General features: G+C 68.9%; 17 protein-coding genes. 13 read left to right on the top strand and 4 right to left on the bottom strand.

Annotation, left to right across the window (positions count from 1 at the left end):
- The first annotated feature begins 108 nt into the window (after positions 1-108).
- The 5 genes from IPG61_07640 (at position 109) to IPG61_07620 (ending at position 2,605) form a co-directional block, all read left to right on the top strand.
- Complete coding sequence (locus IPG61_07640) at positions 109-495, top strand: VOC family protein (GenBank protein MBK6733952.1); 387 nt, start codon at positions 109-111, stop codon at positions 493-495.
- Positions 496-616: 121 nt separating this feature from the next.
- On the top strand, positions 617-1,168 hold the full coding sequence (locus tag IPG61_07635) for an ATP-binding protein (GenBank protein ID MBK6733951.1): 552 nt from the start codon (positions 617-619) through the stop codon (positions 1,166-1,168).
- A gap of 5 nt (positions 1,169-1,173) precedes the next feature.
- Positions 1,174-1,539, top strand: coding sequence for a VOC family protein (locus IPG61_07630; protein ID MBK6733950.1), 366 nt, complete (start codon positions 1,174-1,176; stop codon positions 1,537-1,539).
- Positions 1,540-1,679: 140 nt separating this feature from the next.
- Positions 1,680-2,159 carry a hypothetical protein gene (locus tag IPG61_07625; protein MBK6733949.1) on the top strand — a complete coding sequence of 160 codons (480 nt, stop codon included), beginning with the start codon at positions 1,680-1,682 and terminating at the stop codon, positions 2,157-2,159.
- Between the two features lie 23 nt (positions 2,160-2,182).
- Positions 2,183-2,605 carry a hypothetical protein gene (locus tag IPG61_07620; protein MBK6733948.1) on the top strand — a complete coding sequence of 141 codons (423 nt, stop codon included), beginning with the start codon at positions 2,183-2,185 and terminating at the stop codon, positions 2,603-2,605.
- A 12-nt stretch (positions 2,606-2,617) separates the two neighbouring features.
- On the opposite strand, the gene IPG61_07615 is transcribed toward IPG61_07620, so the two are convergent.
- Positions 2,618-5,317: a serine/threonine-protein kinase gene (locus IPG61_07615; protein ID MBK6733947.1), complete on the bottom strand. Its 2,700-nt coding sequence runs from the start codon at positions 5,315-5,317 to the stop codon at positions 2,618-2,620.
- A gap of 141 nt (positions 5,318-5,458) precedes the next feature.
- Positions 5,459-6,037 (bottom strand): DUF4126 domain-containing protein, encoded by a 579-nt coding sequence (locus IPG61_07610; protein ID MBK6733946.1) that lies wholly within the window; start codon positions 6,035-6,037, stop codon positions 5,459-5,461.
- A gap of 144 nt (positions 6,038-6,181) precedes the next feature.
- Between IPG61_07610 and aqpZ the strand changes: the two genes are divergently transcribed.
- The 7 genes from aqpZ (at position 6,182) to IPG61_07575 (ending at position 13,203) form a co-directional block, all read left to right on the top strand.
- Positions 6,182-6,877 (top strand): aquaporin Z, encoded by a 696-nt coding sequence (aqpZ, locus tag IPG61_07605; GenBank protein ID MBK6733945.1) that lies wholly within the window; start codon positions 6,182-6,184, stop codon positions 6,875-6,877.
- A 116-nt stretch (positions 6,878-6,993) separates the two neighbouring features.
- Complete coding sequence (locus tag IPG61_07600) at positions 6,994-7,899, top strand: proline dehydrogenase family protein (protein MBK6733944.1); 906 nt, start codon at positions 6,994-6,996, stop codon at positions 7,897-7,899.
- Between the two features lie 173 nt (positions 7,900-8,072).
- Positions 8,073-8,843, top strand: a complete 771-nt coding sequence (locus IPG61_07595) for a hypothetical protein (GenBank protein ID MBK6733943.1) — start codon at positions 8,073-8,075, stop codon at positions 8,841-8,843.
- A 106-nt stretch (positions 8,844-8,949) separates the two neighbouring features.
- Complete coding sequence (locus tag IPG61_07590) at positions 8,950-10,119, top strand: efflux RND transporter periplasmic adaptor subunit (GenBank protein MBK6733942.1); 1,170 nt, start codon at positions 8,950-8,952, stop codon at positions 10,117-10,119.
- On the top strand, positions 10,119-11,384 hold the full coding sequence (locus IPG61_07585) for an ABC transporter permease (protein ID MBK6733941.1): 1,266 nt from the start codon (positions 10,119-10,121) through the stop codon (positions 11,382-11,384). The genes IPG61_07590 and IPG61_07585 overlap by 1 nt, the downstream gene beginning before the upstream one ends.
- On the top strand, positions 11,377-12,105 hold the full coding sequence (locus IPG61_07580; GenBank protein ID MBK6733940.1) for an ABC transporter ATP-binding protein: 729 nt from the start codon (positions 11,377-11,379) through the stop codon (positions 12,103-12,105). Before IPG61_07585 ends, IPG61_07580 begins: the two co-directional genes overlap by 8 nt.
- A gap of 171 nt (positions 12,106-12,276) precedes the next feature.
- Positions 12,277-13,203: a HAMP domain-containing histidine kinase gene (locus IPG61_07575; GenBank protein ID MBK6733939.1), complete on the top strand. Its 927-nt coding sequence runs from the start codon at positions 12,277-12,279 to the stop codon at positions 13,201-13,203.
- A gap of 37 nt (positions 13,204-13,240) precedes the next feature.
- Here IPG61_07575 and IPG61_07570 read toward each other — a convergent pair whose 3' ends face one another.
- Entirely contained in the window at positions 13,241-14,485 is a 1,245-nt protein-coding gene (locus tag IPG61_07570) for an OmpA family protein (protein ID MBK6733938.1), read from the bottom strand.
- Positions 14,486-14,602: 117 nt separating this feature from the next.
- Positions 14,603-15,073, bottom strand: coding sequence for an SRPBCC family protein (locus IPG61_07565; GenBank protein MBK6733937.1), 471 nt, complete (start codon positions 15,071-15,073; stop codon positions 14,603-14,605).
- Between the two features lie 146 nt (positions 15,074-15,219).
- Between IPG61_07565 and IPG61_07560 the strand changes: the two genes are divergently transcribed.
- Positions 15,220-16,218 (top strand): cobalamin B12-binding domain-containing protein, encoded by a 999-nt coding sequence (locus tag IPG61_07560; protein ID MBK6733936.1) that lies wholly within the window; start codon positions 15,220-15,222, stop codon positions 16,216-16,218.
- Positions 16,219-16,254 lie beyond the last annotated feature (36 nt).

The following is a 16,254-nucleotide window of genomic DNA, read 5'->3' as shown; positions in this document are numbered from 1 at the left end:
GGTGGCTCGCTCGCCGCCTACTGGTTTGTCGATGAGCTCACGAAGGACGATATCTTCAGTCCGGAACCGGACACGCAGAGATAGACGGACGCATTCGGGAGACGCGCCTTGCTGCACCACGTCGAGATCTACGTCAGCGACCTGGAAAGGTCGGCGGCCTTCTGGACGCCATTCCTCAAGCTGCTCGACTACGCAGAAGAGCGCTGGCCCGGCGGCATCAGCTACGTCAAGCAGGGGCACGCCTACCTGTGCTTCCTGCCGGCGCCCGGCGAACACCTTGCCGCCGGCTATCATCGCAAGCGGGTGGGTCTGAATCATCTTGCCTTTGAAGGTGCATCCCGGGCCCATGTCGATGAGATCGCTGCCTGGGTCAGGGCCAACGGCCATGCGATGCTGTACGAGTCGAAGTATCCGTATGCCGGCGGTCCGGACTACTACGCCCTGTTCTGTGAGGATCCGGACCGCATCAAGGTTGAAGTGGCGGCGCCGCGTTAGCAGGCGGAGCTCAAGAGTGCAGATGAAGAGATTACCGCGAAACTTCACGCGCTTGTCGAACTGAGGAGACACTTCTGGACGTGATCAGAGAGTCGGCCACACGAACCCGGCGAGGCCACACATGCGCATAGCCGTCTCCGGCAGCCACCGCACCGGCAAGTCGACGCTCATCGCCGAGCTCGCCGCGCTCCTTCCCGGCTACAGCACCGTCGATGAGCCGTACTGGCTGCTGGAGGATGACGGCCACGAGTTCTCCAACCCGCCATCGATCGAGGACTACGAAGCGCAGCTCGCGCGCTCGATCGGGGAACTGGAGGATGCCGGCGACGATGTGCTCTTCGACCGCTGCCCTCTTGACATGCTGGCATACATCGCCGTGCACGACGACAACGGCAGCTTCGACATCCGGGATTGGCTGCCAAAGGTGCGCGCCGCGCTGCAGGCGCTTGACCTGTTGGTCCTGGTCCCGATCGAGGACCGCGACCGCATCGCACTGGCCGACTCGGATGACGATGACGGCGGCGAACTGCGGGCGACGGTTGACGAGAAGCTGAGGGAACTCGCCTGCGACGACCCTTACGGATTCGGCCTGCCGTACGTGGAAGTGCGTGGCGACCTCGGAAGTCGCGCCCAGGCCGTACTGTGGGGCGTCCGGGGAGAGAGTGTACCCTGATGCGTATGCGAATCGCCCGACCCGTCAGCGACCTGCCGCGTTCCGCGGCCATGTACCTGCAGGGGCTGGAGTGGCGCCAGCTCGGCGCGTTTGCCGACCACCAGGGCTTCGATGGCGTGATGCTGGGGCCGCCCGACGCGGACTACCACCTGGAGTTCACGTCGTGCCGCGCGCATCCGGTCACGCCGACGCCCACGGCCGAGGATCTGCTGGTCCTGTACGTGGCCGGCGAAGAGGCCTGGGCCCACCGGTGCCGGGCGCTGGAGGCTGCCGGCTTTGTCGAAGTGCCGTCCTTCAATCCCTATTGGGCCGTGAACGGCCGCACGTTCGTCGACCATGACGGCTATCGTACCGTTGTCGAGAGGGTGTGATCAATTCTCTGGGCGCGCAGCCGGATTGATGTCATGATCATAGCCGCAGATTTGCTCTTGCAACCGGCCCACAGGGGAGCTGGAATGCCGACACAGGATATTGTGGAGGGATTCGGGGCCGACGGCAGTGGAGGGTGTGCATGAAGAAGAGCGTCGTATCCGTCATGGTCGCGGCGGCCCTGGTGGCGCTGGCCGGCGGCGTGCCCGTGGCCGGTCGCGCCGAGATCGTGACGCCGTTCGCGATGGTCGGCGTCCACAAGGGGCAGGAGTACCCCATCGTCGAGATGATCGATGTCGTGGAATACGACCTCGCCACCCATCGCGTCACGATGAATGAAGAGGCCTTTTCGCGACTCCGCGGTGCCACATGGTGGCAGGACGTGGCCAGCAAGGCGGGCGTCGATTCGTTCCGGGTGCTGGTTGAGGGCAAGGTCATCTATACGGGCGAGTTCTTCACCGAGCACCAGACGCGCGAGCCGACCGGCGGGATCAAGATCTTCCTGCCGTCCGGACTCAAGGGCCGGAGCCTGACCATCGACCTGTTTCACCCGGCCGTGGATGTGCGCTCCGACGGGCGGATCATCCGTGCCCTGCGTCGCGAAGGCGTGCTTGTCGAGTAGAGCTGCGGAGGGAAGACATGGAGATGAAGCGGTCATTCCTTGCGCTGGCGCTGCTGGCGCTGCTCGTGGCGGCCGCCTGTGCGCCGAAGTCGAAGCAGGCCCCCATGGCGCATCCCATCCACGGGCTCTGGGCCTGGGAAGTGAGCGACAAGGGCTTCTTCGGCTTCAGTCGCGGCAACCCCGACGGCTCCTGGATCACGAGCACCATCCGCTTCGCACCCGACGGGCGCTACGAGCAGTTCCAGGACGGGAAGCTCATCGTGTCGGGGCGGTACACCCTCGGGCGCGAAGACACCGTCTTCGGCGAGGAAGAAGTGGTGCACATCACCACCGAGACGGGGCAGCACTGGCGCCGCGTGGTGATGGACCTGACGGCGAGCACGTTGTCGCTCGCCGAGGACGGCCCCAACGGGGACGGCGCTGCTTTCACGCGCGTCCCCGAATAGCGCGACGGGCGCCTACTGCACCAATCCGCGCCGCCAGTCCGTGACCAGGTGCAGGAACGACACCTCGGCCCGGAACTCGGGGTCGGCGCCGGTCTGCAGGATGCGCTTGCCGTCCGGATGCAGGTCGTAGAAGCAGCCGTTGCCGTCGGGCGGGTAGACGGTGACGGTGCGGCGCGCGTTGCCGACGCGGAACGTCTCGCTGCTGCCGTCGACATCGTAGACATACAAGTCGCCATTGAACTTCGATACCCACAGCTCGGTGCCGGACTTGTTCCAGTGCGGGTACACGGCGCCTTCGCTGGTGACCTGCCATTTGCGCGCGCCGCCGGCCGCCGGCATCACGAAGACGTCCCAGCCGGCGGAAGTCTGCGTGTGGTAGACGATCCAGCGGCCGTCCGGCGAATACTTGCCGCCGCCCAGGTCCTTTTCGCCTGCCCCGGCCACGGTGACGGGCGTCGCGCTGCCGGCGTCCAGGCGCAGGCGGCGCATCTCGATGCGGCCTTCCTCGGTTTCGGCATCGAACAGCAGGGTGCTCCCGTCGAGCGAGGCGTCGGTGGGGCTGATCTCTCGCGTCGACTCCAGGACGATGGCTTCGCCGCCCTGGCCCTCGACCGGCTGCTGCATGATGCGGTAGGTGCCCGCTTCACGCGATTCGTAGTAGACCGTGGCGCTGTCGCGTGACCAGCAGGCCCGGACCTCGTCACCGGTCGCGAACGTGAAGCGCGTCCGCAGGCCCGTGGCCAGGTCGACCAGCCACAGGTCGGTGCCCTCGTTCGAGGCATTGCGCACTTCAATGATCGCGCGCCGCCCGTCGGGCGCGACGGCGGGATGATAGACCTGCCCCATCTCTCCCAGCGGGACCGAGGCGCCACTGGCCAGGTCGACCCAGGCCAGGACGCGCGCCGCCTCGTCCGAGGCGCCGGTCTGGTACACGATCATGCCGGTTTGCGAGAAGCTGAAGACACCCACCACGGCGGCCGGCAGGTAGAGAACGTCCTCCACCAGCGGCGTGCCGCCCGCTTCGGCCTTCTCCTGGTCCGGCTTGAACGGCACACTCATCAGCACGCCTTCGCGCACCGTCATCAGCATGCCGTCCACATACTCTGCCTGGCCCTGCGACGTGGCCACGGCGCGCGGCGTCCCGGTGGTGTCCAGGCTGGCGATGAAGACCGTGCCTTCACTCTCGCCCGAGGTCAACCGCCCGATGAACAGGAACTCGCGCCCACCCGGCAGGAAGCGCGGGTGACGGTGGGAGTTGTGTTCGGGGCCGCGCTTCGTGAGGCGCACCGGGTCGCCGCCGCTGGCCGGCATCCGGAAGATGCCGCTGTCAAAGCTGGGGGCGAAGATGATGTCACCCTGCTCGTTCCAGGAGCCGCCCTTCATGTTCTCGGCGGTGCACAGGGTCACCGGCGGGCCGCCCGCCACGGCCACCTTCTTCAGTTTCTTGCCGCGGTTGTCGAAGAAGCCGATGTACCTGCCGTCCGGCGACCAGAACGGGTACGAGGCATCGTTGGTGCCGGACATCACCGTCGACTCGCCCTTGTCGAGGTAGCGCAGGTACAGCATGGTCTTGTTGTCGTCGTCGACGGCGCAGAACGCCATCATGGTGCCGTCCGGTGACAACGCCGCCGGACCGGGCGCCGTCGAGTTGAGATTGTAGTTCGTCTTCGGCGGTGGCGGGATCATCGTGTGCAGCAGCGGCGCCGGCGCGGGCCGCGCGATGACCTTCCAGCCGACGAACGTACCGAGCAGCAGGCACGCAGCCGTGACGCCCACCAGCAACAGTGCCGGCGCGCGGCCACGCACCGCATCGGCGGCCACGTTCGGCGGCGCCAGGTGCGAGAAGCTGAGATGCGAACTGCTGCCGCTGCTGTCCTGCAGGAAGATGCGCGCCTCGCCGATGTCACGCAGCCGCTGCTTCGGGTTGCGCTCGAGGCAGCGTTCGACCAGGCGACACAGCGCGGGCGCCTCGGCCACCGGCAGCAGGTTCCATTCGGGTTCGGCGCGCAGTACGGCAGCAAGCGTGTCGCTGGCGGTCTCGCCCTCGAACAGGCGCTTGCCCGTGAGCATCTCGAACATGATGACGCCGAAGGCCCAGATGTCGGTGCGCCGGTCGACGCTGCCGCCGCGCGCCTGCTCGGGGCTCATGTAGGCGGCGGTGCCCAGCACGGTGCCGGCCATGGTCATGGCCGCGGTGATGGTGGGCATCGCCGACGATTCGTTCTGCCGCGCGCCGTCGCCGAGCCACGCCTGGGCCAAGCCGAAGTCGAGGATCTTCACCTCGCCGCTCTCGGTCTCCATGATGTTGGCCGGCTTCAGGTCGCGGTGCACGATGCCGTTCTCGTGCGCCGCCTCGAGGCCCGCCGCGATCTGCCGCGCGATGACCAGCGTCTCGGGCACCGACACCGGCCCGGCGGCCATGCGTCGCGTCAGGTCGGAGCCCACCACCAGTTCCATGACCAGGAAGCGGAAGCCGTCGGCCTCCTCGAAGCCGTAGATGGAGGCCACGTTCGGGTGCTGCAGGCTGGCCAGCGACCGGGCTTCGCGCTGGAAGCGGGCCTCCCGCTCGGGGTCGCCGGCCATGTCGGGGGGCAGCACCTTGATGGCCACGTCGCGGCCCAGCTTGGTGTCGCGGGCGCTGAAGACCTCGCCCATGCCGCCCTTGCCCAGGCGATCCTTTATCTCATAGTGCAGCAACGACTTGCCGATCATGTCGACATCTCCCCGCCCGCGGCGCGCCCTGGGAATGGAAATGAGAATCGGTCCCATTGTAGCATGGGCCGCATATATATAAGAGAAAATTCATCACGGATCGGGGAGGATTCGCGCGAAGCCAGGATCCGGGCGTAGCCGTCAGGCGGTGCGAACGCCCGCGCGACCGCCGGCCCGCACCCGCCGCACCAGCCGCCAGATGACGGTGACCATGGCCACCGTCAGCAGCAACCCCACCACCGGCACCAGCACGGCGATGGCGGCCAGGGTGAAGGCGCCCGCCGTTTCCAGCGAGGCGAAGAGCGGATTGGCGAGACCGGCGGTGGTCGCGGTGGAGCCCGCGCGCAACAGGCCGTTCAGGCCGTGGAACAGGCCGGCGGTGCCGCCGCCGGCGATCAGCGCGAACGACCAGCGCAGCAGCGGCGACGCTTCGCCCAGCGCGCCGGCCATGGTCAGGGCGCCCGCGGCGACAGCCAGCGGGGCGGCAACCACGTCGAGGGCGTGATCGAGGAAGGGCACGTGCGCGGCGGCAACCTCCAGCGCGGTGGCGACGGCGAACGCGAGCAGGGCCGGGGTGGTGGCCATCCAGGCGAAGCCCGCCGAGGGCTCGTACCAGCCGAGCCTGGCCGCGCCGCCCATCACCAGCAGGGGCACGAAGACGCGGAAACCGCAGGCGGCGGCCAGGCCGATGCCGACGGCGACGCCCAGCAGCGTGTCGATGGTCATGGGACGCTCCCCCGGCGATTGAAGCACGCGCGCACGATGACGGCATTGTACAACCGGCCGTCATCAGGGACAATGCGGGACGTGTACCCGGCCACCACACCTTTGATTCACGCAAACAACCACGATATGGGAGGCGACATGCGGAAATACGGAGCAGAACTCTTCGGCACGTTCTGGCTGGTGCTCGGCGGCTGCGGCAGCGCGGTACTGGCGGCGGCCTTCCCGGGCGTGGGCATCGGCCTGCACGGCGTGTCGCTGGCCTTCGGCCTGACGGTGCTGACGATGGCCTACGCCATCGGCCACATCTCCGGCTGCCACCTCAACCCGGCGGTGTCGATCGGCCTGTGGGCCGGCGGCCGCTTCCCGGCGAAGGAACTGGCGCCGTACATCATCGCTCAGGTCCTGGGCGGACTCGTCGCCGGCGGCGTGCTGTTCTTCATCGCCAGCGGCAAGGCCGGCTTCGACGCGACAGCCGGCTTCGCCGCGAACGGCTACGGCGACCACTCGCCCGGCGGCTACGGGCTGGGCGCGGCGCTGGTCTGCGAGATCGTGATGACGATGATGTTCCTGATCGTCATTCTCGGCGCCACCGACAAGCGGGCGCCGGCGGGCTTCGCGCCGATCGCCATCGGCCTGTGCCTGACGCTGATCCACCTGATCAGCATCCCGGTCACGAACACCTCGGTGAACCCGGCCCGCAGCACGGGCGTGGCCCTGTTCGCCGGCGACTGGGCGCTGTCGCAGCTGTGGCTGTTCTGGGTGGCCCCGATCATCGGGGCGGTGCTCGGCGCGGCCGTGTACCGGTTCCTCGGCGGTGAGAAGGCCCGGGCGTAAATGCCCACCGGGACGCTCCGGTCGGGGCGGATGGCATTTGCCCCGCCCCGGCCGCCTCACCATATTTTGCCCGCCACGTCCGTGCCTTTTCGGACTCCTGCCAGGCGGTGCGCCTCGTGTTCAACAAGATGATCGTGACCATGCTGCCGATGGTGCCCAAGGGCATCATCCGCAAGGTTTCCATGCGCTACATCGCGGGTGACAAGCTGGCCGACGCCATTGGCACCGCCGCGCGGCTCGAGCAGCAGGAGAAGGCCTGGTCGACCATCGACGTACTGGGCGAGTTCGTGCAGGAACGCTCGGTGGCGCTGAAGAGCAAGGCCGAGAGCCTCGAGGTGCTGGAGGCGATCAACGCCCGCCAGCTGAAGGCCGCGGCCGGCCTGTCGCTCAAGCCGACCAGCCTGGGCCTGGGCATCGATGCCGACTTCGGCACCGACAACATCCGCGAAGTGGTGGCGCGCGGGCGCGACCTGGGCATCTTCGTGAACATCGACATGGAGAACAGCCCCTACACCGACGCCACGCTGCGCGCCTTCCGCACGCTGCGCGAAGAAGGCTACACGAACGTGGGCGTGGTCATCCAGGCCATGCTCCACCGCAGCGAAGCCGACGTGCGCGCGCTGACCGAGTACAAGCCCGTGGTGCGGCTGTGCAAGGGCATCTACAAGGAAGCGCGCACCATCGCCTTCACCGACCGCGAGGAAGTGCGCGCCAACTACCGCAAGCTGCTGCGGATGATGGTCGACGGCGGCTTCTATCCCGCCATCGCCACGCACGACGATCCGCTGATCGACGACGCCCGCGCCCTCATCAAGGAACGCGGCCTGCGCCCCGACCAGTACGAGTTCCAGATGCTTCTGGGCGTGCGCGAGAACGTGCGCCGCCGCATCCTCGCCGACGGCCACCACCTGCGGGTGTACGTGCCGTTCGGCTCGGACTGGTACGGCTACTCGACGCGCCGCCTGAAGGAGAATCCGGAGATGGCGGGGATGATCGCCAAGGCGGTGCTGCTGGGGCGGTAGCCTTGTGTTGCCTGTGATGCGGCCGGCGTGGTTGTGACGCCGGCCGCTCTTTTTGTCCGGGGAGTGGTGTGCATCTGAGAGCGGCGCCGCAGCCCACCAGGCTCAAGGCGCGGGGCACCCCGTCGATAACCGGGGTTCACCCCGACTGCCGCCCATCCCCGGGCTGGAGACCGATGCGCCGCCGGTTGCCCTGTCAGTTGCCCTGCCTGTTCCCGTGCCTGCTGGTGGTTGTCGCCGCGACCGCCGGTTGCGACACGCGGCGGCACGACTACGTGGTGCACTACCAGGAGTATGCGCACGCCTCGGTCGAGGTGGAGGGCCGCCAGGTGTTCCTGACGGCGCGGGCGGCCTTCGCCGACGCGTCGCCCGCCGCGACAGCCATGGCGGCGCGCGACGAGGGCGGCATGACCGCGGACGACCGCTACCGCTATGTGCGCGAGCATCCGGAGATCTACGGGCCGGTGAACTCGCGGCAGGAGTACGAGGAGCAGTTCGGTGACGAGGCCACGGTGGCGGGGGCCGAGGCGGTGGCGCGCGGGGGCGAGAGCAGCGTCGACATCGTCATGTCGGGGTCGTCGGACGCGGTGCTGGCGGTGGCGCCGACGGCCGTGACGGTGGTCAAGGGCGGGCAGGCCTGGAGTGCGCTCGACCGTGACACGCAGCGGTTGACGGTCGGCGCGCGGGAACGCGGGTCGGAGCTGCACGGGGAAGGTCCGCCGGTGCGGCTGCACTTCCCCGTGTTGCCGGCGGTGGCCCCGGTGCGCGAGCGCCTGACCCAATGGCAGATCACGCGCAGGCCGTCGCCGTCGCCCGAACCCATCGAGATGACGATGGTGCTCGAGCTGGACGGGCGCCCGCGCGAGGTCACGTTCCGCTTCGACCGCGTGGCCGAGCACCCGCAGTTCCCGCCCAATCCCCTCTACTGGCTGTACGCCGCCCACTGAGCGCGCCAACGGGACCCGGGCCGTCAAGGGTGACAAGATTCCCGTTGATGCCTACACTGGCTTCATCGAACCGAAGCATGCGCAGCGGGAGGACCGGAGAATGGCGATGGGTGGGGGAAAGCGGATACGCTACGGGATCATCATCGGCGTCGTCATTCTGGTGGCGGTGGCGCTGGGCGCGAGGGCGCTGGTGGGCCCGAATGTGCCGGTGGTGCGTGCCGAGCGGCGGCCGCTGGTCCAGAAGATCGTGGCCAACGGCCGCGTGAACGTGCCCGTGCGGGTGCAGTTGGGCACGCAGGCCGGCGGCGTGCTGGCGCGGCTGGCGGTGGACCAGGGCGACAGCGTGGTTGCCGGGCAGCTCCTGGCCGAACTGTCAGCCGAGGAAGCGGCCGCGGGCGTGGCCCGCGCGGCGGCCCGCCTGCAGCAGGTGCGGGAGCTGGACCTGCGCGCGGCGCAGGAGGACCTGCGCCAGGCCGAGGTGGCGCTGCGGCAGGCCGAGCGACAGCTGCAGCGCACCCGTGACCTGGCCGTGGGCGACGGCGTTTCCGCACAGGAACTGGAAGAGGCGCAGGACGAGCGCGACCTGGCTCTCAGCCGGCGTGACGGCGCCGCTGCGCGCGTGCGCGGCAACAGCCCGGGCGGCGCGAACGAGCGGCTGGCCGTGGCCGAACTGGCGGCGGCGCAGGCCAAGCTCGAGCAGACGCGCATCACCTCGCCGGTGGACGGCGTGGTGCTGAAGCGCCTGGCGCAACCGGGCGACATGATCGCCGCCGGCAGCGGCGTGCTGGACGTGGCGCCGGCCGGGCCGACGTGGCTCGTGGTGCAGCCCGAAGAGAAGAACCTCGCCTTCCTGCGCGTGGGCCAGCAGGCCCTGGCTTCGGCCGACGCCTGGCCGGACAGCGTCTTTGCCGCCCGCATCACGCGCGTGGCGCCGTCGGTGGACCCGGCGCGCGGCACGGTCGAGGTGGAACTGGTGGTGGACCGGCCGCCGGTGTTCCTGCGCCCGGACATGACCGTGTCGATTGCCGTGGAGGTGGCGCGCAGCGAGGCGGCGCTGACGCTGCCCGGCGAAGTGGTGCGCGACGCCGACGGCACGCCGTGGGTGCTGGTCGTGCGCGGGGGGCGTGCCGAGCGCCAGGACGTGGGCCTGGGACTGCGCGGCGAGGGCACGGTTGAGATCATTACCGGCCTGCAGGCCGGCGAGGCGGTGGTGCCGGTCGAGGCCGTGCGCATCAAGGCCGGCGCGCGTGTGCGCGCAGCGACCGGGGACCAGTGATGCCCTTCGAATGGTTTGTGGCGCTGCGTTACCTGCGCGAGGGACGCATCCAGACGGTGCTGATCCTGCTGGGCGTGTCGACGGGCGTGGGCGTCATCATCTTTCTCTCGGCCCTCATCACCGGGTTGCAGGCCAGCCTCATCGAGAACACGCTGGGTTCGCAGGCGCACCTGGTGGTGCGGCCGACCGAGGAGATGCCGCGGCTGCTGCACGAGGGACGCGTGGAAGGCACCGACCCCGCGGCCCTGGCGCGCGACCTGGCACCCGGCGAGGACGGGCTCGCGGTGCGCCTCGAGAAGCCGGCGCAGCGGCTGCGTTCGATCAACCAGTGGCCGCAGGTGGTGCGCGACATCGAGCAGGTGGCGGGCGTCACGGCGGTGTCGCCGCTGGTGGCCGGGTCGGCGTTCGTCACGCGCGGAGAGGCGACGCGCTCGGTGGCGCTGCGGGGCATTGATCCCGAGCGGTTCACCCGCATCATCGACCTGCCGGCGAACATGGTGGCCGGTTCGTTCCGCGTGCAGGGCACCGAGGCGGTGATCGGCACGGGCCTTTCCTCCGACCTGGGCGTGCGCACGGGCGACCGCATCCGCGTGCTGACCGCCGACGGCCGTACCGACGTGTTCACCATCAGCGGCATCTTCGACCTGCAGAACAAGGGCGTCAACGACAGCTGGGTGCTCGTTTCGCTGAAGAGCGCGCAGAACCTGCTCGATTTGTCTGGCGGCATCTCGGCCATCGAGGCGCGGGTCGATCGCATCTTCGACGCGGAGCGGATCGCGCAGCAGGTGGCGCGGCGCACGGGGCTCATTGCCGAGAGCTGGATGGAGCTGAACGGGCAGTTGCTCGTGGGCCTGCGCTCGCAGAGCAGCAGCAGCACGATGATCCAGGCATTCGTGGTGGTGGCCGTGGCCCTGGGCATCGCCAGCGTGCTGGTGGTGTGGGTGGTGCAGAAGAATCGCGAGATCGGCATCCTGCGCGCGGTGGGCACCACGCGGCGGCAGATCCTGCGCGTGTTCCTGATCCAGGGGCTGCTGCTGGGTGCGGCGGGCTGGGTCGTGGGCGTGGGCATCGGCACCGTGCTCTCGTTGATCTTCGCCAGCCTGGCCAGGAATCCCGACGGCTCGCCCACGTTCCCTGTCAACCTCTCGTGGCAGCTGTTCCTGGGCACGCTGGTCATGGCGCTCAGCGTGGGGCTGCTGTCGGCCACGGCGCCGGCGCGGCGCGCGGCGGCGCTCGATCCCGCGGAGGCCATCCACCATGGCTGACGCGACGAAGCCCGTGCCTGGCAGCGCGCAACCGGTGGTGCTGCTCGAGGGCGTGACCCGCGACTACGGCAAGGACGTCATCACGCAGGTGCTGAAGGGCGTGGACCTGCGCCTGGAGGGCGGCGAGTTCACGGCGCTGACGGGGCCCTCGGGCTCGGGCAAGAGCACGCTGCTGAACCTGATCGGGCTGCTTGACCGCGCCACGAGCGGGCGCGTGAGCCTGGACGGCGTGGACACCTCGGGGTTGGATGACACGGAAGTGACCCGGCTGCGCGGGCGCTCGATCGGCTTCGTGTTCCAGTTCCACCACCTGCTGCCGGCGTTCACGGCGGTGGAGAACGTGATGCTGCCCGGCATCGCGCGCGACGGGCGCATCAGCCGACAGCTGCGCGTGCAGGCGGAACAGATGCTCGAGCGCGTGGGCCTCTCCGATCGCCTGCGCTTCAAGCCCGGCCAGATGTCGGGAGGGCAGCAGCAGCGCGTGGCCATCGCGCGGGCGCTGTGCCTGGGGCCGCGACTCATCCTGGCCGACGAGCCGACGGGCAACCTCGACACCGCGTCCAGCGACCAGATCTTCGAGCTCATGCGGCGCATCAACCGCGAGGAGCACACCGCCTTCCTCGTGGTGACGCACGACCTGGGCATCGCCGCCCGGTGTGACCGGGTGGTGGAACTGGTGGACGGCCGCATCGTGCGCGAGAGCGGGGCGGCGCCGGCCTGAGCCGGGTCCGGAATATGCAGCGTTGATCGGCGCTGCCGGTCGGCGCCAAGGACCTTGACGGCTGTTGCGGCTGCAGCCTAGTATCGCGCCGTGGCACCCGTTGCCACTGCACATTGATTCGGCCTTTTCGCCGGCCGCCCTTTCGTTCCGACGGTCCGCAGGAGGAAGGGCATGAAGAGCACCCTCTACGCTGCCTACCTGGCCGGCGCCTATGTGCTGCTGGCCGGGGCCTATATCATCCTTTCCGGCTATCTGGCTGCCGGGGCCTCCCACACCGTCGAGGAACTGCGGCGCATCGAAGCGATCAAGGGTGTCGTCTACGTAGCGGTGACCGCCTTGTTGATCTTCGCAGGGGCCCGCTGGGCCATGCGGCGCATGGAGATTGACGCGCGCGAACTGATGCGCCGCGATCAGGCGCTGGTGGCCAATGAAGGCCGCGTCTTCGCCGGGCTGACCGCGGCCTCCATCGCGCACGACGTCAACAACGTGCTGACCGTGGCGCTGGCCGACATCGAGATGCTGGAGGAGGACGGCCGGGGTAGTGAAGACCTGACGCGCCTGCACCATTCGCTGCGGCGCATGGTGGGCCTGAACCGCCGCCTGCTCGGGCTGGCGCAGGCCTATGTCTCGCGCGAGGGCTCGCTGCTCGACGCGCGGGAGGCCGCGGGCGAAGTGGTGGCCGTCCTGCGCTCGCACCAGGACGTGCGGTATTGCCGCCTGTCGTGCGAGGGGGAGGCCGGCCTCGTGATCGCGGCCAGCCCCGTGCTCATGCACCAGTTGGTGGGCAACCTCGTGATCAACGCTGCGCAGGCGGCGGGCGAGAAGGGCATCATCGAGGTGCGCGTGCGCGGCGAGGACAACGCGGTCGTGATCGAAGTCCATGACAACGGCCCGGGTGTGCCGGTGGAGCGCCGGGCGGAACTGTTCTCCGCGCTGGTGACCACCAAGCCCGACGGCAACGGACTGGGCCTGTTTTCGGTGAAGGCCTGCGCCACCGGTTTCGGTGGTCGGGTCGAGGTTTCGGACTCCTCCCTCGGGGGCGCGCTCTTCAGCATCCATCTGCCGCTCTCGCCCGTACGCACCGCCGTCACCGCGTAAGGCAACGATACCAATTCCGAGCGGCCTGCGCGATGGCCTAGAGCTTCACCAGCTCCACACGCCGGTTGTTGGCCTTGCCCTCGGGCGTGTCGTTGGTGTCGATGGGCTTGCCTTCGCCGAGGCCCTTCGTCTCGAGGCGGCCGCCGTCGATGCCGTGCTTCTCGCCCAGGTACGCACGTACTGCCGCCGCGCGGGCCTGTGAGAGCTTCAGGTTGGCGTCATCGGCCCCGTCGGCGTCGGTGTGGCCCTCGATGGACAGGCGCAGCGAGGCATCCTCCCCGAGCATGGTCCCGATGTCGGTGAGCGTCTTGTACGACTCGGCCTTGATGCGGTCCGAGCCCGAGTCGAACAGGATGCCGTGCGTGACGATGCGGCCCGACTCGTCGAGCTGCTCGCGCAGCGACTTGCCGCCTTCGGCATAGCGGAACGTGCCGATGCGCGAGATGCCGGTGTTCTCGAAGTACGGGTCCATTGCGACCAGGATGCCGACGGGCGCGAAGTCGGCGACCTTGGGAATGTTGGCGATGCGCTCCTGGTCGAGATAGCACTTGATCGTCGACTTCGTGGCCATGATGCGCAGGACGTGGCTCCCGCGCGCCAGCTTCGGGACCTCCTTGCTGGCGAGCTCCTTGTCGTTGATGACTACCCTGGTCATGTACGAGTAGCCGAGGCGCAGTTCGCCCACGCGCTGGCCGGCGGCATCGACCCAATGGATCGTGTACCAGCCGTCCTGGTCGGCGTTGGAGAAGAACTCCATCTCGACGGTGTACTTCTCGGGCAGCGGGCCCTGCGGCACCTTCGGCAGGATGTATCCCTTGTCGGTACAGAGGATCCAGTTGCGACCCTCGGCCTTGGCGATCTCGAAGACGCCGTGGTCGAGGTCCCAGCGCGAAGGGAACTCGCCCAACTCCTCGCGGGCCAGGTCGTCGTAGAAGATGACCTTGTCGCCCGGCACGAAGTCGTACTTGGTGTAGAGCGTCATGTCCTCGGCAACAGCCGTGCCGCCGGGCGCAGGTGCGGCCGCCTTGTCGCCGCCGGCCCCGGGCGTCGCCGGCTCTGCGGGCTCCGCCGGCGCCGGCGCTTCGCCGTCCTTGCCGACGCCGTCGACGGCACCATCAATGGTCTTGTCGATCGCCTGGTCCGTCTTCTGGTCGACCTTCCGTTCGACCTTGCTCTTGACTTTGTCCTTCAGCTTGCCGAACTGCGCGGCGGCGGGCGTCGCGGCGCTGAGCGTGAAGAGGAACAGCAGGGCAAGGACGGGCAGCGGCAGGCGTGCGCGCATGATGGCCTCCGGATGGCGAGAGCGGCGAATACAGGAGCTTCGCGGTGTAGTGACCGATGGACGCGGCGACATCCCCGGCGCCGCGCAGACCAGATTAACCCCGCAGCGGCGGTGCGGTCAATCGCCGGGCGTGGCGGCGCCGAAACGCGCCGCGATGACGCGTTGCCGATGCGCGAAGATGGCGCGCAGCTGCCGGCGGATCAGCAGGCGTTCCACGATCCTCCCGAGCACGCCGAACGGCAGCACGTAGAGCACCCGGTCGCGGATGAGCGTGCCGCCGACGGCCTCCTCGAACGTGTGCGTGTGGTGCCAGAAGCTGTAGGGGCCCTGCAACTGCTCGTCGACGAAGCCGCGCGGCGGGTCGTACGACGTGATCAGCGTGCGCCAGCGCGTGGGCAGCGGACCGAGGCGGATGAGGTAGTCGATGAGCGCTCCCTGGCGCATGGGCACCGGTGACGGCGTCAGGATGCGGAACTCGAGCCAGGGCGGGGTGATGGTGCCGAGGTTCTCCGGTTCGCTGAAGAAGGCGAAGACCTCGGGGCGGGGGCGCGGGACGAACTGTTCGCTGTCGAGGACGTGCGGTTTCATGGGCGGCTTCCTGGTTGCGGCGGCCGGTTTGGTTTGCGTGATGTTTTTGATAGACAAACACTATACAAAAACTTATCATCAAGCCAGAACCGATGTCATCCCGACACCGTTCCCGTTTCCAGACGCCACGCAGCCGGAGGGTTGCCATGGATACCCCCGCTGCCCCGGAAGCCGCCGCCGGCCCAGAAACCCTGCCGCGCCACAGCATTGCGGTGGTTTCGCGCCGCACGGGACTCAGCCAGCTCGTGCTGAGGGCCTGGGAGCGTCGCTACCACGTCGTGGAGCCGGGCCGCACCGAATCCGGCCGGCGTCGCTATTCCGATCTCGACATCGTGCGGCTGGGTCTTCTGCGGCGGTTGACGGCGGCAGATCACCGGATCGGTGATGTGGCCAACCTGCCGCTGGTCGAGCTGCGCGAACTGGCGGAGGGGCTGCCCGATCCCTGGCCCGAGATGAACGCCGGTGCCAACCTCGGCGCGGGGATGGCCGGTTCGCTGGTCGGCGCCCTGCCGGTCACGGCCGCGGAACTGCTCACCGAGGCGCTGGCCGCGGTTGCGGCCCTGCAGTCTGCCGCGCTGGAGGATGTGCTGGCGCGCGCCTCGATGCACCTGAGTCGCCCGGCGCTGCGGCAGGAGCTGATCCGGCCGCTGCTCGAGCGCGTGGGAGAACTCTGGCGCGACGGCACGCTGCGGATCGCGCACGAGCACATGGCCTCATCCATCGTGCAGTCGTTCCTGTCGGCGACCAACGCCAGCCAGATGCCCGACGCCGGCGCGCCGCTGCTGGTCGTGGCGGCGCCCGCGCGGAACCGCCATGAGTTGGGGGCCCTGCTGGTGGCCTCGCTGGGCCTGGAGCTCGGTTGGGAGGTGCTCTACCTGGGCGCAGACCTCCCCGCCGAGGAGATCGCCGCCGCCGCCCTGCAGCGCGGCGCCCGCGCCGTGTACCTGAGCCTGATCTTCCCCGCCAGCGATGTGGTCGTGGCCGGCCAGATCGACCTCCTGCGCCGGCTGGCCGGCCCCGGGCTGGCCATCCTGGCCGGTGGCGCGGCGTCTGCCAGCTATGACGCGGCGCTCCTCCAGGCCGCTGCCTTCCGGACGGACACGCCGGAAGCGTTCGAGCGCGCCCTCGTCGAGATTCTCAACTGATTGCCAGCCAACATCTTGCAGCGACTCCGTGTGTCT

This window comes from bacterium (genome assembly GCA_016703265.1).
Lineage (GTDB): Bacteria > Krumholzibacteriota > Krumholzibacteriia > LZORAL124-64-63 > LZORAL124-64-63 > CAINDZ01.
This window is presented reverse-complemented; position numbering and strand designations above follow the sequence as displayed.